This window comes from Amycolatopsis endophytica, assembly GCF_013410405.1.
GTDB lineage: Bacteria > Actinomycetota > Actinomycetes > Mycobacteriales > Pseudonocardiaceae > Amycolatopsis_E > Amycolatopsis_E endophytica.
In genome coordinates this window covers 795,506-819,322 of the sequence record NZ_JACCFK010000002.1, presented here as the reverse complement: position 1 = coordinate 819,322, position 23,817 = coordinate 795,506, and the positions used below count along the sequence as shown (strand labels likewise).

Here is a 23,817-nt window from a genome sequence, read left to right as displayed (position 1 = left end):
AAATCCGCGGCGGTGCGGTGGACGAAGATTTTCGCCAGCGGGGCACTGCTCGTGATCCGCTCGCGAAGCCAACATGGCATCGACGGATGACGTTGGCAAGAACCGTTGACACACTCCGAATTCCTGTTCCACCCGTTCGGGTGACGAGTGTCGAGAGGGGTGACATTCGGACGGGTGGCGGTTCGCCTGTTCGTCACAAACTCCTTTCCGCGAGGTCAGTGCCTGCGAGCTGCCTGCGTAGCACCAGGTGGATTCCGAACCGCGTGTCGGCGTCGTCGAGGCGGTCCCCGAACAGCTCGCGCAACTGGTGCAGCCGGGCCCGCACGGTCTGCGGGTGCACGTGCAGCTTCCGCGCGATCTCCGGTGCGCCACCCCGGGTTTCCAGCCAGGCCAGCAGGGTTTCGCCCAGCCGCGCCCGCTGCTTCCCGCTGACGGAATCCAGCGGGCGCAGGTACTTCCCGCCCAGGCGGTCGGCGAGGAAGTCCTGCGAGCGCAGCCAGAGCTGGTCGAGGTGATCGGCGCAGTGCACGACCCCGCCGGGCAGTTCCAGCCCGCGGCGGGCCAGGCGGTGCGCGGCGGCGGCCTGCGCGAGCGGGACCGGTGGCGACACGGACACGCGTTCACAGTTGCCGGACAGCGCTTCCAGGTCCGGTGCGGAACCGGGCCAGACCACGCGGAGGTGGTCGGCGAGGACGTCGTCGCCGAGTTCGTGCACCGGAATGTCCACGCTGTGGGACAACGCGATGACGCTGACCGTCTCCGGCAACGGCCATTCCGCGGCCGCGGCGGCTCCGGTGAGATCGGGCTGGGGTTCGGCCAGCACGAGTGCGAGCAGGCGCAGGCGGTGCTCGTGCCGGGTGACATCGGCGGGGCGCTGCGCCTCCTGGAATCCCTCCAGCGCGGTCGCGGACAGCTCGTCGACGAAGGCGAAGATCGCCTCCGCCGCGGCGGTGAGCGTTTGCGGGGTCGCGCCGAGATCGCGCAGCACCGGCGTGAGGTACTGCCAGGCGACCCGCCCGCCGATCCGGACCGCGGCCTGGAACGCGTCGAGGGTGCGGCCCTCGGTGAACTCCCGCCGTCCGCGCTGGCGGAACTGGCTCACCCATTCCCCGTGGTCGGGGCGCGGGTTGCCGACGCAGCGGATGCAGTGCCGGACCGCGATCTCCACCCCCTCGGCCAGCGCGCGGGCGAACGGGCCCTCGTTCGGTCCCGAGTACTCCGGCACCGAACCCCGGACCTCCCGCACGATCGCCTCGGCGAGCGGGCGGGCGTGCGGTTTCAAGGCCGCGGCGAAGCCTCTCGGCGTGGCCGCGAGCGCCTTCGCGCTGCGATAGTCCGGCACTGCTGGCCCCCTCGTAAAACCTGAATTCGACTCGCGTTTACGCTGGTCAGTGCGTCAGCCGGACGATGCTACCGCCAAGTAGCCTTTCGCGGGAGTAACCCCGGCCGCCCTGGCGACGACAGACCGGACGTCGAGGGGAGTGGGCACGATGGCCAAGCGCGTGGTGATCTGCTGCGACGGGACCTGGAACACGCCGGACCAGCCGGCGCCGACCAACGTCTCGCGGGTCGCGCTGGCGATCGCGCCCGCCGACGGGACCGGGTGCGAGCAGCGGATGTACTACCACGCGGGGGTCGGCACGCGGCCCGGTGAACGCCTGTGGGGTGGCGCGTTCGGGTTCGGGCTGTCCCGCAACGTGCGCGAGGCCTACCGGTTCCTGGTCCGCACCTTCGAACCGGGCGACGAGCTGTTCCTGTTCGGGTTCAGCCGGGGCGCCTACACCGCGCGCAGCCTCGCCGGGCTGGTGCGCAACTGCGGCATCCTGCGGCACCAGCACGAAGACCGGATCGGCGAGGCGTACGCGCTCTACCGCAGCCGCCGGGACAGGACACATCCACGCGAGGTGTCGGCGCAGCTGTTCCGCCGGTCCTTCGCCCGCGAAACGCGCATCCGGTTCCTCGGCGTGTGGGACACCGTCGGGTCGCTCGGCATCCCGTTGTCCGGGATGCGGCTGGTGAACCTGATCAACCGGCGGTGGCAGTTCCACGACACCGAACTGAGTTCGAGCGTCGACGCGGCCTACCAGGCGCTCGCCATCGACGAGCAGCGCCCGCCGTTCAAGCCGGCGTTGTGGCACCCGCGTCCGGGCACGCTCGGGCAGCGCGTGGAGCAGGTGTGGTTCTCCGGTGTGCATTCCGACGTCGGCGGTGGTTACCCGGACCGCGCGCTGGCCGACATCAGTCTGTTGTGGATGGTCGAGCGCGCGCGGGCGAACGGGCTGGCGTTCGAACCGGGTGCGTTCGCGGCCGCGGACCTGGACCCGTTGGGCCCCGTCCACACCTCGCGCACCGGGTTCTACAAGCTGCTGCCGCGCCACGTGCGCCCGCTGGGAGCCGCGCCGGGCGGGCGCGAGTACGCGGCATCCAGCGCCGTCGAACGACACGCGATGGTCGGCGGGTACGCCCCGAACCTCGCCAGGTACCTCACCGACGGCGGCGCGGTCCTGCCCGTGCGCAGCGACGAGGGCGAGCGCTTCCAGGCATTCAGCCCGGCCCCCGACCCCGCCTGACCGCACCTTTCCCGCGCGCGAACGCGGACTTCGCGCACGGGAACGCAGAACTCGCGGGCCCTCTCGGCGAGTCCCACCTTCCCGACGCCGAGTCCCACACTCGCACACCACGCACGCGCGAAACCGCTACCCGGCAACGCAACGCGCCCCACCACCCGAACCACTCCTCTCCCGCAATCCGATCCCCAGCCCCCTCGGCAACCGAACACTGAAAGATCGGGTTCGGGAGGACCCCAAGCCGGGGCGCGCCAGCGCCTGCGGCCCGGGGCGGGGCGGGGCGGGGCGAACCCGGTGCCCTCAGCCGCGCGCAGCGCCAACAACCCGCGTAGCGCCCACGACCGCGCAACTCGCGCCCGGAAAGGTGGAACTCGCGCCCGGGAACGTGGGACTCGCCCGACGGAGCGTGGGACTCGCGCGGGTCAGCCGCGGGCGAGGCCAGCGCCACCAGCGCCGAGGCTGAGCACCACCTCGTCCGTCCGCGCCACCGCCTCCGCGGCGCGCTCAGGATCCAGTCCCGGGTCGTCGGCGGTGCGCAGGCGGATCGGCGGGCCCAGGTCGATCACGGTCGGCACGTACTCCGCCCGGTCGACCGTCCAGCCCTGCCCCGAACGCGTGAAGTGGAACCGTCCGAGCAGACCCTCTTCGGTGATGCCGCGGGGTTCCTCGTGCCGCGCGATCGAGTTGCCGAGCCCGTAGGCGACCCACTTGCCGCCGATTTTCTCCATCGGCTGCACGACGTGCGCGTGGTGGCCGATGATCAGGTCGACCGCCGGATCGGACAGTACCTGCTCCGCGATCCCGCGCTGCGAGGACGTGGGCTCGTGCTGGTACTCGGTGCCCCAGTGCAGGCTCGCGATCACGACCTCCGCGCCCGCGGCGCGGGCCGCCCTGGCTTCCTCCAGCACGGCGTCCGCGTCGAGCGTGTTCGACACCCACTGCTTGCCGCTGGGCAGCTTCTTGCCGTTGAACCCGAACGTGTAGGACACGTGCCCGACCTTCACCCCGTGCACGTCGAGGACCAGCGGCGTGTCCGCCTCCTGCTCGGTGCGCGCCGATCCGGTGTGCTTGATCCCGGCCTCGTCCAGCTCGTCGAGCGTCCGGTCCACGCCGTCGGTGCCCTGGTCGATCGTATGGTTCGACGCCGTGGAGCAGTCGTCGTACCCGGTCGCGGCCAGCGCGTCCGCGATCTCCGGTGGCGCGCTGAACTCCGGGTAGCCCTCGAACGGGCCCTCCTCGGGAGCCAGCGGTGTCTCCAGATGACAGATGCCCAGGTCGGCGCCGCTGACGTCGTCGGCGATCCCGGCCAGCAGCGGCCGGTAGTCGCGCGTGCCGCCGCCGTCGACCGTGGCCTGGTCGGTCAGGGCCGGGTGGATCAGCACGTCACCCGTGGCCGCGACGGTGAACCCGGTGTCCGCGCGCGGGGTGACCGATCCGGGGCCGGTGATGACCGGATCGTCGTCCGGGGTGGAGCAGGCGACGAGCAGCGAGCCCGCCGCGAGGGCCGCGAGAACCGAGCGGATGCGCATGGCGCCCGATCCTGCCAGCCGCCGCGAACACGAGCAGGGCCACCCTCAGTGCGCCTCACGCACCGAGGGTGGCCCGGGGAACGTCCGATCAGGGCTTCATCGCACCGGATAGTGCGGCGGCGTCACGACGGAGAGTGTCCGACGCGAGCCGGTCCGGCACGTTCCACCGCCGGCCGGCCATGGCGTCGAACAGCCGCAGCGCCTCCTGCGCGGGCCGGACCCGGCCGCCATCCGCATGCCACTCGGCGAGGTCGAGCGTGACGCGCAGCTGCACCGCGCCCGCCTTCGTCACCCAGCCCGCGTCCCGGAACCGGTCGATCAGCGTCCGCACGTCGGTGTAGGACGTGCCGGTCGTGAACGACACCGTCCGCGTCGTGGTGAGCCCGGCCTGGTCGGCTGCCGTCACCGACAGCTGGTGCGCCCCGAGCGGCAGCCGCCACAGCTCGACCGCCTGGCCGGAGGTGACCGGCTGCCCGTCGAGGGTGGCGGTGACCGCGCCCGGCCCCGACGTCGCGTCGGTGGCCGTGAGCACCGGTGTCAGCGTGGCCGAGTCACCCGGGTTCTGGCCCTCGGTCACCCCGGCGACGGTTACCTCGGGCGCGGTCTTGTCGATCTGGACCGTCACCGTGCCGGGCTCGGACACGGTGCCGCTGCCGTCGGTCGCCCGGTACAGCACCGTGGTCGCGCCCTCGGCCGAGAGCGTCACCGGGTTCGCCGCGTCGGCCCAGGTGGCGCCGTTGTCCACCGAGTACTGCCTGCTCGACACGGTGCCGTCGTCGGTCGCCGAGACGGCGAGCGTGACGTCCCCGGTGTACCAGCCGTTCGCGCCGGTCGGTGCCGACGGCGTCAGCTCCGCCGTGACGACGGGCGCGGTGCCGTCGGCGACACCGGGGCCCTGGAAGGTGAAAGCGTCGACATCGACCCCGCCACTCGAAGTGACGAACAGCTGACCGGCGCCGGCGGGCAGACCGCCCAACGCCGTCTCGACCGTCTGCCAGCCGTCCCCGGCGGGCACGTCGACCGTCGCGAACGGCGCCGCGTCGGCCGCGTTCCACCGCAGCTGCAGTTGTCCGGCACCGTGTGCCCGGGTCTGCACGCCGGTGATGCCGGTGAAGTTCACCGGGTCGTAGGCCAGCCAGTCACCGGCGTCGAACCCGGTGACCGAGCGCAGCCCGGAGGCCGAGGTGTCGTCGGTGATCGTCACGCCGCTGCTGGTGTCGGCGTGCTCGCCCTGCATCAGCTTCGGGTTCAGGATCGCCTGCGCCTCACCGGTCGCGGCGGGCACACCGTTCGCGCCGTTGTCGGTGTAGGTCACGTTGAGCACGCCGAAGACGTTCTCCGTCTCACCGTGGCCCGCGTCGGTCGGGGTCACCACCGCGCCGCTGCAGCCGGTGCCGCTGTCGACCGGGTGACCGTGCTGGTTGTGGCCCAGCCCGAACGCCCACGCCACGCGGTCGCAGTCCGGTGTCGTGCCGTCCTCGGGGTCGTTCACGGTCACCGAGTAGGGAACCGAGTCGCCCCAGTCGAAGAACCCGCCGTGCGCCGGTGCGGTGAGCCCGACGGTCGGCGCCGTGTTGCCGATCGTGACCTGCTTCGAGGTCAGGCCGTGCTTGCCGGCGTCGTCGGTGACCCGCAGCCGGGCCTCGGCCTGGCCGTTTTCGGTGTAGGTGTGGGAAGCCCGCGCGCCGGTGGCGTCGAACGTGCCGTCACCGTCGAAGTCCCACTCGTAGGTCAGCGCGGAGCCCTCGGGGTCGCTGGAGGTGCTGCCGTCGAACGCCACGGTCAGGGGCGCCTGCCCGGAGGACGGGGTCGCGGTCATCCGCGCGGTGGGCGTCTTGTCGCCCTGCGCCCAGTCGATCCGGTAGAGGCCGGCGTCGGGGTTCTGCCGGAAGAAGCCGTCACCGTAGTCCAGCACGTAGAGCGAGCCGTCCGGGCCGAACTCCAGGTCCATCGGGTTGTCCCAGATCGGCTGGCCCAGTGTGGACAGATCCGCGTTGGGCAGGAAGTTCTCCAGCTTCGTCACCGGGCCGTCGGGGCCGGACAGCGTGAACGCGGCGACGTAGTCCTGCGAGAACTCACCGAAGAACGCCTTGCCGTCCCAGTACTGCGGGAACTTCGTGGCCGACGGGTTGTCCGCGTCGTAGTGGTAGACCGGGCCGCCCATCGGGGCCTGTCCGGTGCTGGAGCGAAACGCGGTCAGCTCGGGCCACGGCTGGTCGTCGTCCTCGTCGCCGTACCACAGCGTGGCCGGGGTGGCGGGCGGCAGCGTGGTGAGGCCGGTGTTCCAGCGCGAGTCGTTGACCGGTGCGGCGCAGTCGAACGCCGGGCCCGGGGTGAGGGTGGCGAAGTCGAAGTCCCGGTAGGGCTGGGTGTTGTCGGCCGTGCAGAAGGGCCAGCCCGAGTTCATCGCCTTCGTGGTGGTCTGCCATTCGACGTAGCCCATCGGGCCGCGGTCCGGGTCGGCGGTGCCGGCGTCGGGGCCGTAGTCGCCCCACATCACCGCACCGGTGGCCTTGTCCACCGTCATGCGGTACGGGTTGCGCAGGCCCATCACGAAGATCTCCGGACGGGTCTGCGGGGTGCCGGGCGCGAACAGGTTGCCCTCGGGGACCGTGTAGCTGCCGTCGTCGTTGACGTGGATGCGCAGGATCTTGCCGCGCAGGTCGTTGGTGTTGCCCGAGCCGCGCCGCTCGTCGAGGCCGGGGTTGTAGCCGGGCGCGTCGTTGATCGGGGTGTAGCCGTTGACGTTCGGGCCGGAGGCGGGGGTGTTGCCGCCGGTGGAGAGGTACAGGTTGCCATGGGCGTCGAAGTCGACGTCACCGGCGACGTGGCAGCACTGGCCGCGATTGGTGGTGACGCGGATGATCTCCTGTTCGGTGCTCGGATCGAGCGAGTCGCCGGTCCACTTGAACCGGCTCAGCACGTCGTAGCCCTCCCACTGCCGCCAGTAGGAGTCGTCCGCGCCTTCGGGCAGGGTGTTGGGCGCGGAGCCGGCCGGGGTGTCGAGCGTGGGGGAGTAGTACAGGTAGACCCACTGGTTCGCGGCGAAATCCGGGTCCAGCGTCACCGTCTGCAGGCCCATCTCGGAGTTCTGGTAGACGGGGATGGTGTTGACGACCTTGGTGACGCCGGTCTTCGGGTCGGTCAGCCGCACCTCGCCGCTGCGCGCGGTGTGCAGGACGCGGTTGTCGGGCAGCACGGCCAGGTCGATGGGCTCGCCGACGTTCTTGGTGAGCGTGATCTTCTCGTAGTTGTTCCAGTCCAGCGCGGGATCCTCCGCCTGGGCCATGGCGGGTGCGGCGGGCACGGCGAGGCCGAGCACCGGCAGGGCCGTCACCGCCACGGCGGTGAGCAGCCGTCTCAGGGCAGGGTGCATCGCGACATCACTCCGGTGGGGTTTCGGGTGGGGGTTTGCGGGGTCAGCCGCGGAGGTCCTTGAGTGCGCGGAAGCTGCGCAGGGCCGCGGCGAACGAGCCGGGCGGGTTGGGCAGCGTGTTCGGTGCGGTGTCCTGTTCCCAGATGCCGTGGTAGCGGCCGCGGCCGTTGACGCGCCGCAGGAACTTCCGGTAGGGCAGGTCGCCCGCGCCGAATTCGACGATGTCGTAGCCGTTGGGGTTGTCGGGGTTCTCGTCGCCGTCCTTGAGGTGCAGCAACGGGTAGCGGTGCGGAGCGCGGGTGATGTAGTCGGCCGGTTCGAAGCCGGGGTAGAGGTGCTGTCCGACGTAGGCCCAGTAGACGTCCATCTCCAGGTACACCAGGCGCGGATCGGTGTGGCGGAAGAAGACGTCGTAGAGGCGGACGTCGGGCCGGTCGGTGGCGAAGGCGAACTCACCGGCGTGGTTGTGCTGGTAGAACTTCATGCCGCGGCGGCGCGCGGCGGCGCCGAAGGTGTTGAACTCGTCGGCCGCCGCGCGGTAACCGTCCACAGTGGTCACGTTCGTGGGTGCGTTGGCGGTGCCGATGTGCCTCAGGCCGAGGATTTCGGCGTTGTCCAGTTCGCCTTCCAGATTGGCGCGGAAGTTGGGGAGACCGACGTGGCTGCCGACGGCCTTGAGCCCGAAGTCGCACAGCAGCTGGGCGATCTCGGGCACGGTGATCTGCCGCCCGAGGATGTCGGTGTTCTGGGTGTAGCCCGCGAACTCGATCTCGCGGTAGCCGATGCGGGACAGTTCCTCGAACACCGTGCGGAAGCCGAGTTGCGAGACCTTGTCGCGGACGCTGTAGAGCTGGATGCCGATCTGGTTCTGCGGAACGAGACGGCCGCCGCCCTGGCTCGCGGCCGCGGGCAGTGATCCGGCGAGTGCCGCGGCGCTGACCGCGACGGTCGCCCCCGCCGCGGTGCGCAGGAATCCGCGGCGGTCGAACGACGAGTGGGACACGGGTTTCTCCTTCGGTCAGTACCGACCCCCTGCCACGTGCGCCGGTCAACGTAGGAGCCTTTCGCCGGAAGTGTCCAGGGTTTCGGACTTCTGCGAACAAAGTTCCGCCGGATCCGCCCAGAAGGCGGGTCCGCCCGGCTATCGTCGGTGGACGCGCGAGCAGCGAGGAGGCTGGTGCCCCGTGACCACCAGCGGTTTTCCCCCGTCGGCCGAGACCCGCGAGCAGGCCGGACTGCTCGCTCTGCTGCGGGACGAGGGTCCGCTGGCGCGGGTCGAACTCGGCGAACGCCTGGGCGTGCCGCGGGCCCGGCTCGCCGCCGAGATCACCCGGCTGGCCGAAGGCGGGCTGGTGTCGGCGGGTGGTCCGGCGGCCAGTCGCGGTGGCCGCCGCTCGACGATGGTCCGCCTCGCGGGCCACGTGCGTTTCCTGGGCGTGGACGTCGGGGCGACGTCGGTGGGCGTGGCCGTGACGGACGGGCGGTGCGAGGTGCTGGCGCACGCGGTGGAGGACTGCGACGTGCGGCGCGGGCCGGTGCCGGTGCTGGACCGGGTGGAGCAGCTGGCGGCGAAGGTCCTGCAGGACGCGCCGGGCCGCCTGGCGGGCGCGGGGATCGGGCTGCCCGGCCCGGTGAGTTTCCGCGAAGGGTTTCCGGTGGCGCCGCCGATCATGCCCGGCTGGGACCGCTTCCCCGTGCGCGACCGGCTGGCGGGTCACTGGGGTTGCGCGGTGACGGTGGACAACGACGTGAACGTGATGGCGCTGGGGGAGCGGCACGCCGGGGTCGCGCGCTCGCTCGACGACCTGATCTTCGTGAAGGTCGGCACCGGGATCGGGGGCGGGATCGTCGTCGGGGGCCGGGTCTACCGGGGGGTGGCGGGTACGGCGGGCGACATCGGGCACATCAAGCTGGACGACTACGGCCCGGCGTGTGCCTGCGGCGAGGTCGGGTGCCTGGAGGCTTACTTCGGCGGCGCGGCACTGGCCCGGGACGCGCTGACGCTGGCCCGCAGCGGGCGGTCACCATATCTGGCGGGGTTGCTGGAGGCGCGGGAGGCGTTGACCGCTCGTGACGTTGCCGAGGCCGCGCAGGCGGGGGACTTCGCGGCGGTGACGCTCGTGCGCGAGGGTGGGCGCAGGCTGGGGCAGGTCGTCGCCTCGCTGGTGAGCTTCCTGAACCCCGGCATGGTCGTCATCGGCGGCGGCGTGGCGCATCTGGGGCACACGCTGCTGGCCGAGGTGCGCAGCTCCGTCTACCGGCGGTCCCTGCCGCTGGCGACCGGGAACCTGCCCATCGTGCTCTCCGAGCTGGGGGATCAGGCGGCGGTGATCGGCGCCGCCTGGCTCGCCTCCGATCACGCGTTCAGCGTCGCCGGCTGACCGGTCACGTTCTGCATCCTGGTGGTAGCACTTTCGGCAGGTTCGTTCGAAAGTAACGATTCGATTGTTACTCCTTTTGCCGGATTGTGGCAGAAGTACCCCGCCAGTCAGAGTAGGCCGGTACCCAGAGCACTGAGATCCGGCCAGTTTCCCAGCGAAGTGGAGCTTCCGCGGTGCCGCACACTCTCGACCGGCCGACGGATCGTGCCGGTGTCCGGCGGGCGAACCTCGCCCTGCTCGTCCGGCTGCTGCGCCGGCACGGCGCGCAGTCGCGCGCCCAGCTCGCGGTGCGCGCCGGGCTCGGCAAGGCCACCGTCTCCAACCTGGTCGCCGAGCTGGAAAGCCGCGATCTCGTCCGCGCCGGCGGGCGGCACGAGGGCGGTCACGGCCGTCCGGGCCAGCTGGTCGAGCTGAAACCGCGCACCGCCTGGGGCATCGGCCTGGAAGTGGACACCGGCCACGTAGGCAGCACCGTCCTGGACCTCTCCGGCACGGCGGCCACCCGGCGCCGCACCGCGCTGGACGTCCGCGCGCTCGGCCCGGAGCGCACCCTCGACGAACTGGCCGCACTCGCCGACGCCGCGATGTCCGCAGTGGACAGCACCGTGGCCGGCATCGCGGTCGCCGTTCCGGGGCTGACCGACGACGCCACCGTCCGCGCCGCGCCCTCGCTGCGCTGGCGGGACGTCGACGTCGCCGCCGGGCTCGCCGCCCGCACCGGCTTCCCGCTCGACCGCATCACCGCCGGGCACAACGCCGGCCTCGCCGCGCTCGCCGAGACCGACACCGGTGCCGCCCGCGGCTGCCCGGACGTGGTGTTCCTGCTGGGCGGCCCCGGCGTCGGCGCGGGCCTGATCAGCGGGGGCGCCCTGCTCCGCGGCGCGGAGGCCGGGCACGTCTCCCTCGAACCGGCCGGCCACCCGTGCGTCTGCGGTCGCCGCGGCTGCTGGCAGACCGCCGTCGGCATCGACGCGTTCCTGCGCTCGTTCGCCACACCCGGCGACCTGGTCTGCGACCCGGCGCTCGACCTGGCCCAGCGGACCGCCGTCGTGCGCCAGCGCGCCCAGCAGGGCGATCGCCGCGTCCTCGGCGCGCTCGCCCGGCTCGGTGCCGCACTCGGGCACGGCATCGCGGTGTTCGCCGACCTGCTCGGCCCGCGGATGGTCGTGCTCGGCGGCTACTTCGCGGCGCTGCGGGAGTGGCTGACCGAACCGGTCCGGATCGAGCTGGCCGCCCGGTCGGTGACCGCCGAGGCGGGTGGCCCGCGCATCGTCGCGTCCCGGCTGGGCTTCAGCGCCGTCGGCACCGGCGCGGCGCAGGCCGCGATCCGGCCCCTGCTGGACGATCCGACCCCGGCCCCGGCCGGAACCCCGGTGAGCGTGGAGGCGTGATGACCGAAGACCTGCTGACCATGCGCGGCATTGTCAAGACGTTCCCGGGTGTCCGGGCGCTGGACGGTGTCGAGCTGTCGGTGCGGGCGGGGGAGGTGCACTGCCTGCTCGGCCAGAACGGCGCGGGCAAGTCGACCCTGATCAAGGTGCTCGCCGGAGCGCACCAGCCGGACGCGGGCGAGATCCGCTGGCGCGGCGAAGGAGTCACCCTGTCCTCGCCGGTCGCGGCGCTGCGCCGCGGGATCGCGACCATGTACCAGGAACTGGACCTGATCCCCGCGCTGTCGGTGGCCGACAACATCTTCCTCGGCCACGAACCGTCGCAGGGCGGCTTCACCCGTGACCGGCAGGCCCGCGCGAAAGCCACCGAACTCCTGGCCCGCCTGGGACACCCGGAGATCCACCCGGACCGCGAGGTCGCCGACCTCTCCGCCGCCGGGCAGCAGCTGGTCTCGATGGCCCGCGCGCTGGTCCACGACGCGCGCCTGATCGTCATGGACGAACCCACCGCCGCGCTGGCCTCCGACGAGGTGGACAACCTGTTCCGCATCGTCGGCGAGCTGACGGCGGACGGAGTCGCCGTCGTCTACATCTCGCATCGGCTGGAGGAGATCCGCCGCATCGGCCACCGCGTCACGGTGCTCAAGGACGGCGCCACCGTCGCCGCCGGGCTCGAAGTCGCCGACGTGTCCACCGACCACCTGGTGTCGCTGATGTCCGGCCGCCGGGTCGAAACGGTCTACCCGGAGCGCCTGGAATCCACGCTCGACACCGGAACCGAACTGTTGCGCGTGGAGAACCTGACCCGGCGCGGCGAGTTCGAGAACGTCAGCTTCACGCTGCGCCGCGGTGAGATCCTCGGCCTGGCCGGTCTGGTCGGCGCCGGGCGCAGCGAACTGCTGGAAACGATCTTCGGTGCGCGCAAACCGGACGGCGGCCGGGTCTTCGTCGAGGGCAAGCGCCTCCGCCCCGGTGACGTACCCGCCGCGGTGCGGGCCGGGATCGGGCTCGCTCCCGAGGAGCGCAAGAGCCAGGCGCTGCTGCTGGAGATGTCCGTGGCGCACAACGTCACATTGGCCAGCCTGCCCGCCTACAGCCGCTTCGGGTTCACCGAGCGGGCGCGCGAACTCGGCGATTCGGCGCAGCGGCTCGAACAGCTCGACCTGCGCCCGGCCGACCCGCGTCGCGCCGTGGGCACCCTGTCCGGCGGCAACCAGCAGAAGGCGGTCGTGGCGCGCTGGCTCGTGCGCGGCTGCTCGATCCTGCTGCTCGACGAGCCGACCCGCGGCGTGGACGTCGGCGCGCGGGCCGAGCTGTACCGGCTGATCCGCGAACTGGCCGCGTCCGGGGTCGGGCTGGTGCTGGTCTCCAGCGAGATGCCCGAGGTGCTCGGGCTCGCCGACCGCGTACTCGTGCTGCGCGAGGGCCACGTGGTCCGCGAGGCGCCCGCGTCCGAGCTGACCGAAGCAGACGTCCTGAACCTGGTGATGGAGGGAAGTGCGGCATGACGAAGGACCCCTCGTCGGTGTTGCCCGAAGCCGGTTCCTCATCGGAGGCGCCGCCGCCGCGGACCGCGCCGCCGTCGGCGAAGGCCCCGCGCGGGCGGTTCCCGGTGGACGTGCGGCTGGCCGGGCTGCTGGCCGTGTTCGTGCTGCTGTGCCTGGTCGGTTTCCTGACCCGGCCGGACGCGTTCTTCACCGAGGGCAACCTGTCGACCATCCTGCGGCTGGCCGCGGCGATCGGGGTGGTCAGCGTCGGCATGACGTTCGTGATCATCAGTGGCGGCATCGACCTGTCCGTCGGCTCGATCGTCGCGTTGTCCAGCGTGTGGGCGACGACGCTGGCGACGCAGTCCTACGGCCCGGTGGTGATGGTGCTGTGCGCGCTCGGCGTCGGCCTCGGCTGCGGGCTGGTCAACGGCGTGCTCGTCTCCTACGGCCGGGTGGTGCCCTTCATCGCCACGCTCGCGATGTACGCCTCGGCGCGCGGACTGGCCGAACGGATCAGCGGCCGTAACACCCAGGTCGTGCGGGAGGCCGGGTTCCTGGACTTCTTCCGTGGTGACTTCCTCGGCATCCCGGTGCTGATCTGGATGTTCGCGCTGGTGTTCGTCGTGGGCTGGATCCTGCTCAACCGCACCACCTTCGGCCGCCGCACGTTCGCGGTGGGCGGCAACACCGAGGCCGCGCGGCTGGCCGGCATCAACGTCAAGCGGCACACCGCCCTCGTCTACGGCGTGGCCGGGCTGTGCTGCGGGATCGCGGCCCTCATGGTCGTCGCGCGCACCACCTCGGGCGCCTCGACCAACGGCCTCTACTACGAGCTGGACGCCATCGCGGCGGTGGTCATCGGCGGCACGCTGCTCTCCGGCGGCCGCGGCACCCTGATCGGCACGCTCATCGGTGTCCTGATCTTCACGGTGCTGGGCAACATCTTCACGCTCAACAACCTCGACACCGACATCCAGAACATCGCCAAGGGCGCCATCATCGTGCTCGCCGTCCTCCTGCAGTTCCGCACCAACCGTAGTCGTAAGTCCACTTAGGAACGACCAACCCCGATCCCCGAACACCGACGACCACTGGAGCTCGCCATGTCCGGACCAACCTCCCTCGCGCGACGCCGGTTCCTCACCGGGGGCGCCGCCGTCGGTGCCGGCGCCCTGCTGGCCGCCTGCACCTCCAACGAGTCACCGCAGTCCACACCGCAGGCGGTGGCGGGCAACCAGGGCGACAACGCCCAGCCGGGCGCGCACGTCACCATCGGCTTCTCCGCGCCCGCCGCGGACCACGGCTGGATGGCGGCGATGACGAAGAACGCCCGCGCGCAGGCCGGGCAGTTCTCCGACGTCACCTTCACCGCCACCGAGGGCACCAACGACGTCAACCAGCAGATCGCGCAGGTCGAGACGCTGATCAACCAGAAGGTCGGCGTGCTGGTGATCCTGCCCTTCGACGGCGCGGCGCTCACCGCGGTCGGTCAGACGGCCATGGACGCCGGCATCCCGGTCGTCAACGTGGACCGCGTGTTCGACACGCCGCTGGCCTACCGCACCTGGATCGGCGGCGACAACTACCGCATGGGTGTCAACGCGGGCAACTACATCGCTTCGGAGCTGAAGAAGAAGGGTGTGGCCAGCCCGGTGATCGGCGAGGTCGCGGGCATCGACTCGCTGCCGCTGACCCAGGAACGCAGCCAGGGTTTCCGCGACGCGCTGGCCAAGAACGGCTTCGCCGTGGGCCCGCGGGTGTCGGCGCAGTTCACGCCGGAAAGCGGTGAGCAGATGACCTCGAACCTGCTGCAGTCGGCGCCCAAGCTCGACGCGCTGTGGAACCACGACGACGACCAGGGCATCGGTGTCCTCGCGGCGATCGACAACGCGAGCCGCAGCGAGTTCTTCATGGTCGGCGGCGCGGGATCGCGCAACATGATGGACCTCATCAAGGCCGACAGCGGCGTGATGAAGGCGACGGTGCTCTACAGCCCGTCGATGGCGTCCTCGGCGATCGCGCTGGCCCGGCTGCTCGGCCAGAACAAGGGCATCGGCGACCTCGCCGAGCACGAGATCCCCGCGAACGTCACGACCTACTCGGCCGTGGTGACCAAGGAGAACGTCGATTCCTATGCCGATGTCGCCTTCGACTCCTGACCAGCCGGGCGCCGTGATCGGCGTGGGCATGGTGGGACACGCCTTCATGGGCGCGGTCCACTCCCACGCCTGGCGCTCGGTCCACCGGTTCTTCGACGTCCCGCTGGTGCCGCGGCTGGCCGTGCTGGGCGGCCGCGACCCGGAGCGCACGAAGGCCGCGGCCGCCCGGCAGGGCTGGCCGGACGTCGAGACCGACTGGGCCACCCTGGTCGCGCGGGAGGACGTCGGCATCGTCGACATCTGCACGCCGGGCGATTCGCACGCGGAGATCGCGCTGGCCGCGCTCGCCGCGGGCAAGCACGTGCTGTGTGAGAAGCCGCTGGCCAACTCGGTCGCCGAGGCGGAGGAGATGGCGGCGGCGGCCGAGCGCGCGGCGGCGAACGGGCAGCGCGCCATGGTCGGGTTCAACTACCGGCGGGTACCGGCGATCGCGCTGGCGCGCAAGCTGGTCGCCGACGGCAGGCTGGGCGAGATCCGGCAGGTCCGGGCCGCCTACCTGCAGGACTGGCTGGCCGATCCGGCGGCGCCGATGACGTGGCGGCTGCGACGGGACAAGGCCGGATCCGGGGCGCTGGGCGACATCGCCGCGCACGCCGTGGACACCGCCCAGTTCATCCTCGGTGACCGGATCGCCGGGGTGTCGGCGATGACCGAGACGTTCGTGCGCGAGCGGCCGCTGTCCGGCGAACCCGGCAGCGCGCTGGGCGAGGTCGACGTCGACGACTGCGCGGTGTTCCTCGCCCGCTTCACCGGCGGCGCGGTCGCCACCTTCGAGGCGACCCGGTTCGCGCTGGGCCGCAAGAACGCGCTGCGCGTCGAGGTCAACGGCTCGCGGGGCAGTCTCGCCTTCGACTTCGAGTCGATGAACGAGCTGTCGTTCTACGACGGGGACACCGATCCGGCGGAGGCGGGATTCCGCCGGATCCTGGTGACCGAGCCCTCGCACCCCTACGTCGGGGCGTGGTGGCCGCCCGGTCACCTGCTCGGCTACGAGCACACGTTCACCCACGAGATCGCCGATCTGCTCACCGCCATCGGCGAGCAGCGTGACCCCGAGCCCGGCTTCGCCGACGGCCTGCAGGTCCAGCGGGTGCTGCAGGCGGTGCAGGACAGCGCGGGCAACGGAACCTCGTGGACCGGCGTATCAGGGTCGACCGAAAGGGTGATCGATGCCTGAGAAGACTGGATTGTGGTTGATCGGCGCGCGTGGCTCGGTGGCCACCACGGCGATCAGCGGCCTGCTCGCGATGCGGTCCGGCCTGGTGGGACCGGACGGCTGCGTGACCGAGCGGCTGGAGGTGGCGCCGGGTGTGCTGCCCGGCTGGGACGAGCTCGTCGTCGGCGGGCACGACCTGGTGGAGACGCCGCTGGAGAAGAAGGCCGAGCAACTGACCCACGGCGGGCTGCTCCCGGCGGGACTGCTGGACGCGATCCGCGACGGCCTGCGTGCCGTCGAGGGCGGCCTGCGCCCGGTGCCGACGGGGCGCACACAGGCCGAGACCGCGGCCCGCATGGCCGACGACCTGCGCGAGTTCCGCACCCGGCACGGCCTGTCCGCCGTCGTCGTGGTCAACGTCGCGTCCACGGAACCCCCGACCGCGGACACGCCGGAACACCACGACCTCGACGCGCTGGTGGCGGCGCTGGACGAGCCGGGCCGTGAGGTCCTGCCCGGCAGTTCCCTGGCCGCCTACGCGGCGGTGTCGGCGGGGTGCCCGTTCGTCGACTTCACGCCGTCGACAGGCATCCGGTTGCCCGCGCTGACCGAATTCGCCCGGCGGCAGGGCCTGCCCTACGCCGGATCGGACGGTAAGACCGGCGAAACGCTGCTGCGCACGGTGCTGGCGCCGATGTTCGCGGCGCGGGCGCTCAAAGTGCGCTCGTGGGCGGGCACCAACCTGCTCGGCGGCGGTGACGGCGCGACACTGGCCGACCCCGTCAAGGCCGCCGGGAAGCTGGAGTCCAAGGCCCGCGGCCTGGCCGCGCTGCTCGGCGACGACGTGACGGCGCCGCTGCACATCGACCACGTGCCGGACCTGGGCGAGCAGAAGACGGCGTGGGACCACGTGTCGTTCGAGGGATTCCTCGGCGCGCGCATGACGTTGCAGTTCACCTGGACCGGCTATGACTCGGCGCTCGCGGCACCGCTGGTACTGGACCTGGCGCGGCTGACCGCGGCCGCGTTCCGCGCGGGTGAGACCGGTCCGCTGGGCGCATTGGCGTTCTTCTTCAAGGACCCGGTGGGTACCGGCGAGCACCGCTTCGCCGAGCAGGCGCGGAACCTCACCGAATGGGCGGCGTCGCTGGGACGGCAGGAGTGAACCCGTACGTGCAGCTCGTGCGGGCACCGGCCGCGTTGAGCGTCCTCGGCGACACCGTTACGGGCGCCGCCGCGGCCGGTCGTCCGTTGCGGGGCAGGCGACTCGCGCTCCCGCTCGCCTCCGTGGCGATCTACTGGTCCGGCATGGCGCTCAACGACTGGGCCGACCGCGAGCTGGACGCGGTCGAGCGCCCGGAACGCCCGATCCCGTCCGGGCGGATCAGTGCACCGCGGGCGCTCGGCGTCGCGGCCGGGCTGACCGGCGCGGGCCTCGGGCTCGCCGCGGTCGCCGGGGGCCGGGACGCGCTCAAGGTCGCCGCGCCCCTCGCGGCGGCGGTGTGGGCGTACGACGTCGTCGTGAAGAAGACCCCGCTCGCCCCGGCCGCGATGGCGGTGTGCCGGTCGCTGGACGTCCTGCTCGGCGCGGGGCGTTCGGGCGCGGCGAAGGCGCTGGTCCCCGCGGCGGTGCTCGGCGGGCACACGCTGGGTGTGACCGCGTTGTCGGCCGGGGAGGTGCACGGTGCTTCTCCGGCGCGGGCGGCCGGGGCGCTGGCACTGACCTCGGCGTCGGCCGCGGCGGCGGTGTCCGGGCGCGGCGGTGCGCCGGCGCACCGGGTCGCCGCGCTGGCCGCGGCCGCCGGGTACGGCGTGAGCGTCGGGTCGAAGCAGTACGCGGCCGTGCGCAAGCCGACCGCGGCGGTCGTCCGGACGGCGACGGCCGCCGGGATCCACGGCATGGTCCCGTTGCAGGCCGCGCTGGCGGCCCGGCGCGGCGGCGTGCTCGGGGCGGGCCTGGTCGCGCTGGCGCTGCCACTGGCGAAGCGGCTCGGCCGGAAGGTGAGCCCGACATGAGCGGCTACCACCTCGGTTACGGCACCAACGGGTTCGCGGGCCACCGGCTCGACGACGCGCTGGGCATCATCGCCGGCCTCGGCTACACCTCGGTCGCGCTGACCCTGGACCACCAGCACCTCGACCCGTACGCGGACGACCTGGCCGCGCGTGTGGACCGGGTGGCGGCCCGGCTGTCCGGGCTGGGTCTGCGCTGCGTGGTCGAAACCGGCGCACGGTTCCTGCTCGACCCGTGGCACAAGCACGAACCGACCCTGGTCAGCGAGAACGCGGAAAAGCGGCTGGATTTTCTGGGGCGGGCGATCCGTGTCGCCGAGGGCCTGGGCGCCGACTGCGTGTCGTTCTGGTCCGGAGTCTCCACTGTGGACTCCGAGACGGCGTGGGAGCGGCTGCGGTCGAGGATGCCGGTGGTGCTGGCCGAGGCGGACCGGCGCGGTGTCCGCCTCGGCCTCGAACCGGAACCCGGCATGCTCGTCGAAACGTTGTCCGGCGCGCTGCGGCTGCGATCCGAGCTGGGCGATCCGGAAGCGCTCGGGATCACCCTCGACGTCGGTCACTGCGTCGCGGTGGAGCCCTCCGATGCCGCCGACTGCATCCGGCAGGCCAAGGGGCTGCTGGTCAACGTGCAGCTCGACGACATGCTGCCGGGCGTGCACGAGCACCTGGAGTTCGGCGACGGACAGCTCGACCTGCCTGCCACGCTGGCCGCGCTGGACGAGACCGGCTACACCGGCGTGGCCGCCGTCGAGCTGCCCCGGCACAGCCACGCCGCGCCGCAGGTCGCGCGGGCGGCGCTGACCGCACTACGAGCCGCGCGGTTGGACCAGTCCTGGCTCGGGCAGGCGCAGCGGCGGATCACCGGCGAGCCGTCGTCGATCCGGACGCTGTTCCCGGCGGCCGGACGGCACGTCGGCCGCGGACCGTTGCACCCGGACACCGATCCGGACGGCGTCGTGCACGGCACGGCCGACGACCTCGCCCGCACCCGGCTGCTGACCACGCTCGCCGCCGCGCTCCCGGCCGGGGAGTTCGCGGCGGAACTGGCCGACCTCTACCGCTACGGCGACGGCGCCGAGCGGCGGGGCGTGCTGCGGGCGCTGGCCTCGGTCGGCGACCGGGCCGTTCCCACCGGACTGATGCTCGTCGAGGACGCCCTGCGCACCAACGACACCGGGCTGGTCGCCGCGGCGCTCGGCCCGTTCGCCGCCCGGCACCTCGACCAGCACGGCTGGCGCCACGGCGTGCTCAAATGCCTGTTCGTGGGCATCCCGCTGGCCGCGGTCGCCGAGCTGGACCGGCGGGCCGACGACGAACTGCTCCGCATGATCACCGACTACGCGGGGGAGCGCCGGGCCGCCGGCCGCCCGGTTCCCGCCGACGCCCTCCGCCTCCTGGAAGTGAAGTCCTGATGCGCCTGTTCGATCCCCACATCCACATGACCTCCCGCACCACCGACGATTACGGGGCCATGTACGCCGCGGGCGTGCGGGCACTGGTCGAGCCCGCGTTCTGGCTCGGCCAGCCGCGCACCGGCGTGGCGTCGTTCACCGACTACTTCGACGGCCTGATCGGCTGGGAACGTTTCCGCGCGGCCCAGTTCGGCATTCGCCACCACTGCACGATCGCGCTCAACCCCAAGGAAGCCAACGACCCGCGCTGCACCGCGGTGCTCGACGTGCTGCCGCGGTACCTCGCCAAGGACGGCGTGGTCGCGGTCGGCGAGGTCGGCTACGACTCGATGACCCCGGCCGAGGACGACGTCTTCGCCCGCCAGCTGGAGATGGCGAAGGAGCACGAACTGCCGGTGCTGGTGCACACCCCGCACCGCGACAAGCTGGAGGGCACCAAGCGCACCCTCGCCGTGGTGACCGAGTCCGGCATCGCCCCGGAACGGGTGGTGGTCGACCACCTCAACGAGGTCACCGTCGGCCTGGTCAAGGAGTCCGGGGCGTGGATGGGCTTTTCCATCTACCCGGACACCAAGATGGACGAGCAGCGCATGGTCGCGATCCTGCGGGAGTACGGCACGGAGAAGGTACTGGTCAACTCCGCGGCCGACTGGGGCCGCTCGGACCCGTTGAAGGTGCACAAGACCGGGCTGGCGATGCTGGACGGCGGGTTCCCCGAGTCCGATGTGGACACCGTCTTGTGGGACAACCCGGTCGCCTTCTACGGTCAGAGCGGGCGCCTGGTGCTCGACGAGCTGCCCGGGTTCAGCGCGGCCAAGGAAACCTTCGAAGGCAACTCCGTGCTGCGGGGCGGGCGGGACGAAGCGTGACACCCCTGTCCTACTGCACCAACGTCCACCCGGCCGAGGATCTCCCAGGGGTCCTCGGCCAGCTCGACTCCTACGCGCTGCCGGTGCGGGAACGGCTCGGCACCGACCGGCTCGGGCTCGGGCTGTGGCTGGCCGCCGACGTGGCGTCGGCACTGGCGGCCGACCGTATCGAGATCAAGCGGCTGCGCGCCGAGCTGGACGCGCGCGGCCTGGAAGTGGTGACGCTCAACGCGTTCCCGTACCGGGGTTTCCACGATCCGGTGGTCAAGCACAAGGTCTACCGTCCGCGGTGGACGAACCGCGCGCGGGCGGACTACACGCTCGACTGCGCGATCGTGCTCGCCGGGCTGCTGCCCGACGACGCGGAGTTCGGCAGCATCTCCACCCTGCCACTGGGCTGGCGCGAACCGTGGACCGCGTCCGACGACACGGCCGCGGCGCGACAGCTCGACGAGGTGACCGCCGGGCTGCGGCGGCAGGAGCGGACCATCCGGCTCGCCGTCGAACCGGAACCGGGCTGCATCCTCGACACCGTGCACGACGCGGTCTCCTGGCTGACCGGACGGGTCGATCCGGAGTACGTCGGACTGTGCCTGGACACCTGCCACCTCGCGGTGTCCTTCGCCGACCCGGCCGGGGCGGTCGCGGAGATCACCGCGGCCGGGCTGGACGTGGTCAAGGTCCAGATGTCGGCGGCCCTGCACGTGCCGGACCCGCGCGATCCGGCGGCGCGCGCGGCCCTGGCGGCGTTCGACGAGCCGCGGTACCTGCACCAGACGCGTGAGGCGTCCGGCGCGGGTGTCCGCAAGGCCGACGATCTGGGCGGGGCGTTCGCCGATCTGCCGGGGGAGGGGCCGTGGCGCGTGCATTTCCACGTGCCGCTGCACGCGACCCCGGCGGCGCCGCTGTCCTCGACCACCGAGGTGCTGTCACAGGCCCTCGCCGCGCTGCCACCGAAGCCGGCGCACCTGGAAGTGGAGACCTACACCTGGACGGTGCTGCCCGAAGCGCACCGGCAGGACCTCATCGGCGGTATCGCGGCGGAACTGGACTTCGCCGCGGGATTGGTGGCGAAGGCATGAACCCGCTCCTGGTGCTCGACGTCGTGGGCATGACCCCGCGGCTGCTCGACCACATGCCGAACCTCAGGCGGCTGGGGCAGCAGGGCTGGCAGGCGCAGCTGGACACGGTGCTGCCCGCGGTCACCTGCAGTGCCCAGTCGACCTTCCTGACCGGGCGGATGCCGAACGAACACGGCATCGTCGGCAACGGCTGGTACTTCCGCGAGCTGGGTGAGGTGTTCCTGTGGCGCCAGCACAACAAGCTCGTCGAGGGCGAGAAGCTGTGGGAGACCGCGCGCGCGGCGAGCCCCGGCTACCGCGCGGCGAACGTGTGCTGGTGGTATGCGATGGGGGCCACCACGGACTTCACCGTCACGCCCCGTCCGATCTACTACGCCGACGGCAAGAAGGCGCCGGACTGCTACGTCCGCCCGCCGCGGCTGCACGACCGGCTCACCTCGCGGCTGGGCGAGTTCCCGCTGTTCCAGTACTGGGGCCCGACCGCGTCGATCGCCTCGACCGACTGGATCGTCGGGGCGACCGCGGAGCTCCTCCGTGAGGACCGTCCGGACCTCACCCTGGCCTACCTGCCGCACCTGGACTACGACCTGCAGCGCTACGGCCCCGACTCCCCGCAGGCGATCGCCGCGGCACGGGCGGTCGACGTGTCCGTCGCGCCGTTGCTGGAACAGGCGCGGGCCGACGGCGTGCGGGTCGTGGCGCTGAGCGAGTACGGCATCACCGACGCCCACCGGCCGGTCGACGTGAACCGGTCGCTGCGGCGGGAAGGGCTGCTGGAGGTCTACACGCAGGACGGCATGGAGTACCTGGACCCGTGGACGTCGCGGGCCTTCGCCGTGGCCGACCACCAGGTCGCGCACGTCTACGTCACCGATCCGGCCGACCTGCCACGGGTGCGCGACCTGCTGGCGGAACTGTCCGGTGTGGATGAGGTGCTGGACCGGGAAGCCCAGGCGCGCTACGGGATCGACCATCCGCGGGCGGGCGAGTTGGTGGTGACCGCCGAGCCCGACGCGTGGTTCACCTACTACTACTGGCTCGACGACGACCGCGCCCCGGACTTCGCGCGTGGCGTGGAGATCCACCGCAAACCCGGCTACGACCCGGCGGAGCTGTTCTTCGATCCGGCCGACCCGCTGGTCAAGGTCAAGGCCGGGATGAACCTGGTGCGCAAGCAGATCGGCCTGCGGTACGCGATGAAGACGGTGCCGCTGGACCCGGCGCCGGTGCGCGGCTCGCACGGGCGGTTGCCGGACTCCCCGGCGGACGGGCCGGTGCTGCTGTGCGGCGACCCGGACGTGCCGGAGCGGGCCCGGCTCGCCGCGACCGAGGTGCGCGACCTGCTGCTGAGTGTGCAAGGGCTGAAAGCGACAGAAGGGAGCCGGCGATGAGCCGTCCGGTCACGTTGTTCACTGGCCAGTGGGCCGATCTGCCGTTCGAGGAGGTGTGCCGTCTCGCCTCGCGGTGGGGCTACGACGGGCTGGAGATCGCGTGCAGCGGCGATCACTTCGAGGTCGACCGCGCGCTCGCCGAGGACGACTACGTGGCGGGGCGGCACAAGATCCTGGCCGCGCACGGGCTCAAGGTGTGGGCGATCTCGAACCACCTCGTCGGGCAGGCGGTGTGCGACGACCCGATCGACGAGCGGCACCGCAACATCCTGCCCGCGCGGATCTGGGGCGACGGTGAGCCGGAAGGCGTGCGGCAGCGGGCCGCCGCGGAGATGGCCGACACCGCACGCGCCGCGGCGAAACTCGGCGTGGACACCGTCATCGGCTTCACCGGGTCGAAGATCTGGAAGTACGTGGCGATGTTCCCGCCGGTGTCGCAGGAGGTGATCGACGACGGGTACGCGGATTTCGCCCGCCGGTGGAACCCGATCCTGGACGTGTTCGACGAGGCCGGGGTGCGGTTCGCGCACGAGGTGCACCCGTCGGAGATCGCCTACGACTACTGGACGACCCGGCGCGCCCTGGAAGCCGTGGGCAACCGGTCGGCGTTCGGGCTGAACTGGGACCCGTCGCACTTCGTATGGCAGGACCTCGATCCGGTCGGGTTCATCCTGGACTTCGCCGAGAAGATCTACCACGTGGACTGCAAGGACACGAAGAAGCGGTTCGACGGCCGCAACGGGCGGCTCGGTTCACACCTGGCCTGGGCGGATGCCCGGCGGGGCTGGGACTTCGTGTCCACCGGCCACGGCGACGTGCCCTGGGAGGAATGCTTCCGCGCGCTCAACGCGATCGGCTACCGCGGCCCGGTCTCGGTCGAGTGGGAGGACGCCGGCATGGACCGGTTGCGCGGCGCGGAGGAGGCGGTCGGCTTCATCCGCAACCTGCTGTGGGACAAGCCCGAAGCGGCCTTCGACGCCGCCTTCAGCACCGACCACTGA

Annotated in this window: 18 protein-coding genes; 14 read left to right on the top strand and 4 right to left on the bottom strand. The window is 72.0% G+C overall.

What is annotated here, in order from left to right:
* Positions 1–193: 193 nt before the first annotated feature.
* A complete protein-coding gene (locus tag HNR02_RS29500) occupies positions 194–1,342 on the bottom strand; it encodes a PucR family transcriptional regulator (protein WP_179776921.1) in 1,149 nt (382 codons plus the stop codon).
* A 148-nt stretch (positions 1,343–1,490) separates the two neighbouring features.
* Between HNR02_RS29500 and HNR02_RS29495 the strand changes: the two genes are divergently transcribed.
* Positions 1,491–2,570, top strand: a complete 1,080-nt coding sequence (locus tag HNR02_RS29495; RefSeq protein ID WP_179776920.1) for a T6SS phospholipase effector Tle1-like catalytic domain-containing protein — start codon at positions 1,491–1,493, stop codon at positions 2,568–2,570.
* Between the two features lie 419 nt (positions 2,571–2,989).
* Here the strand turns inward: HNR02_RS29495 and HNR02_RS29490 are convergent, their stop codons facing one another.
* The 3 genes from HNR02_RS29490 to HNR02_RS29480 all read right to left on the bottom strand — a co-directional run bounded on the left by HNR02_RS29490 (position 2,990) and on the right by HNR02_RS29480 (position 8,475).
* Complete coding sequence (locus tag HNR02_RS29490) at positions 2,990–4,096, bottom strand: CapA family protein (protein WP_179776919.1); 1,107 nt, start codon at positions 4,094–4,096, stop codon at positions 2,990–2,992.
* 88 nt (positions 4,097–4,184) lie between these two features.
* Complete coding sequence (locus HNR02_RS29485; RefSeq protein ID WP_179776918.1) at positions 4,185–7,472, bottom strand: PQQ-dependent sugar dehydrogenase; 3,288 nt, start codon at positions 7,470–7,472, stop codon at positions 4,185–4,187.
* Positions 7,473–7,515: 43 nt separating this feature from the next.
* Positions 7,516–8,475, bottom strand: coding sequence for a sugar phosphate isomerase/epimerase family protein (locus tag HNR02_RS29480; RefSeq protein ID WP_179776917.1), 960 nt, complete (start codon positions 8,473–8,475; stop codon positions 7,516–7,518).
* Positions 8,476–8,656: 181 nt separating this feature from the next.
* On the opposite strand from HNR02_RS29480, the gene HNR02_RS29475 reads away from it, so the two are divergent.
* The 13 genes from HNR02_RS29475 to HNR02_RS29415 all read left to right on the top strand — a co-directional run bounded on the left by HNR02_RS29475 (position 8,657) and on the right by HNR02_RS29415 (position 23,817).
* Positions 8,657–9,853, top strand: a complete 1,197-nt coding sequence (locus HNR02_RS29475; protein ID WP_179776916.1) for an ROK family transcriptional regulator — start codon at positions 8,657–8,659, stop codon at positions 9,851–9,853.
* 173 nt (positions 9,854–10,026) lie between these two features.
* Positions 10,027–11,244 carry an ROK family protein gene (locus HNR02_RS29470; protein WP_179776915.1) on the top strand — a complete coding sequence of 406 codons (1,218 nt, stop codon included), beginning with the start codon at positions 10,027–10,029 and terminating at the stop codon, positions 11,242–11,244.
* Entirely contained in the window at positions 11,244–12,752 is a 1,509-nt protein-coding gene (locus HNR02_RS29465) for a sugar ABC transporter ATP-binding protein (RefSeq protein WP_179776914.1), read from the top strand. The genes HNR02_RS29470 and HNR02_RS29465 overlap by 1 nt, the downstream gene beginning before the upstream one ends.
* A complete protein-coding gene (locus HNR02_RS29460; protein WP_179776913.1) occupies positions 12,749–13,789 on the top strand; it encodes an ABC transporter permease in 1,041 nt (346 codons plus the stop codon). Before HNR02_RS29465 ends, HNR02_RS29460 begins: the two co-directional genes overlap by 4 nt.
* Before the next feature lie 48 nt (positions 13,790–13,837).
* Positions 13,838–14,893 carry a substrate-binding domain-containing protein gene (locus tag HNR02_RS29455; protein ID WP_179776912.1) on the top strand — a complete coding sequence of 352 codons (1,056 nt, stop codon included), beginning with the start codon at positions 13,838–13,840 and terminating at the stop codon, positions 14,891–14,893.
* Positions 14,868–16,070, top strand: a complete 1,203-nt coding sequence (locus HNR02_RS29450; protein WP_246339309.1) for a Gfo/Idh/MocA family protein — start codon at positions 14,868–14,870, stop codon at positions 16,068–16,070. The genes HNR02_RS29455 and HNR02_RS29450 overlap by 26 nt, the downstream gene beginning before the upstream one ends.
* Positions 16,063–17,214, top strand: a complete 1,152-nt coding sequence (locus tag HNR02_RS29445) for an inositol-3-phosphate synthase (protein ID WP_179776911.1) — start codon at positions 16,063–16,065, stop codon at positions 17,212–17,214. Before HNR02_RS29450 ends, HNR02_RS29445 begins: the two co-directional genes overlap by 8 nt.
* A complete protein-coding gene (locus HNR02_RS29440) occupies positions 17,211–18,065 on the top strand; it encodes an SCO3242 family prenyltransferase (RefSeq protein WP_179777917.1) in 855 nt (284 codons plus the stop codon). Before HNR02_RS29445 ends, HNR02_RS29440 begins: the two co-directional genes overlap by 4 nt.
* Complete coding sequence (locus tag HNR02_RS29435; RefSeq protein WP_179776910.1) at positions 18,062–19,474, top strand: EboA domain-containing protein; 1,413 nt, start codon at positions 18,062–18,064, stop codon at positions 19,472–19,474. Before HNR02_RS29440 ends, HNR02_RS29435 begins: the two co-directional genes overlap by 4 nt.
* Complete coding sequence (locus HNR02_RS29430) at positions 19,474–20,343, top strand: TatD family hydrolase (RefSeq protein WP_179776909.1); 870 nt, start codon at positions 19,474–19,476, stop codon at positions 20,341–20,343. The genes HNR02_RS29435 and HNR02_RS29430 overlap by 1 nt, the downstream gene beginning before the upstream one ends.
* A complete protein-coding gene (eboE, locus tag HNR02_RS29425; protein WP_179776908.1) occupies positions 20,340–21,425 on the top strand; it encodes a metabolite traffic protein EboE in 1,086 nt (361 codons plus the stop codon). The genes HNR02_RS29430 and eboE overlap by 4 nt, the downstream gene beginning before the upstream one ends.
* Entirely contained in the window at positions 21,422–22,816 is a 1,395-nt protein-coding gene (locus HNR02_RS29420; RefSeq protein ID WP_179776907.1) for an alkaline phosphatase family protein, read from the top strand. The genes eboE and HNR02_RS29420 overlap by 4 nt, the downstream gene beginning before the upstream one ends.
* On the top strand, positions 22,813–23,817 hold the full coding sequence (locus HNR02_RS29415) for a sugar phosphate isomerase/epimerase family protein (protein WP_179776906.1): 1,005 nt from the start codon (positions 22,813–22,815) through the stop codon (positions 23,815–23,817). The genes HNR02_RS29420 and HNR02_RS29415 overlap by 4 nt, the downstream gene beginning before the upstream one ends.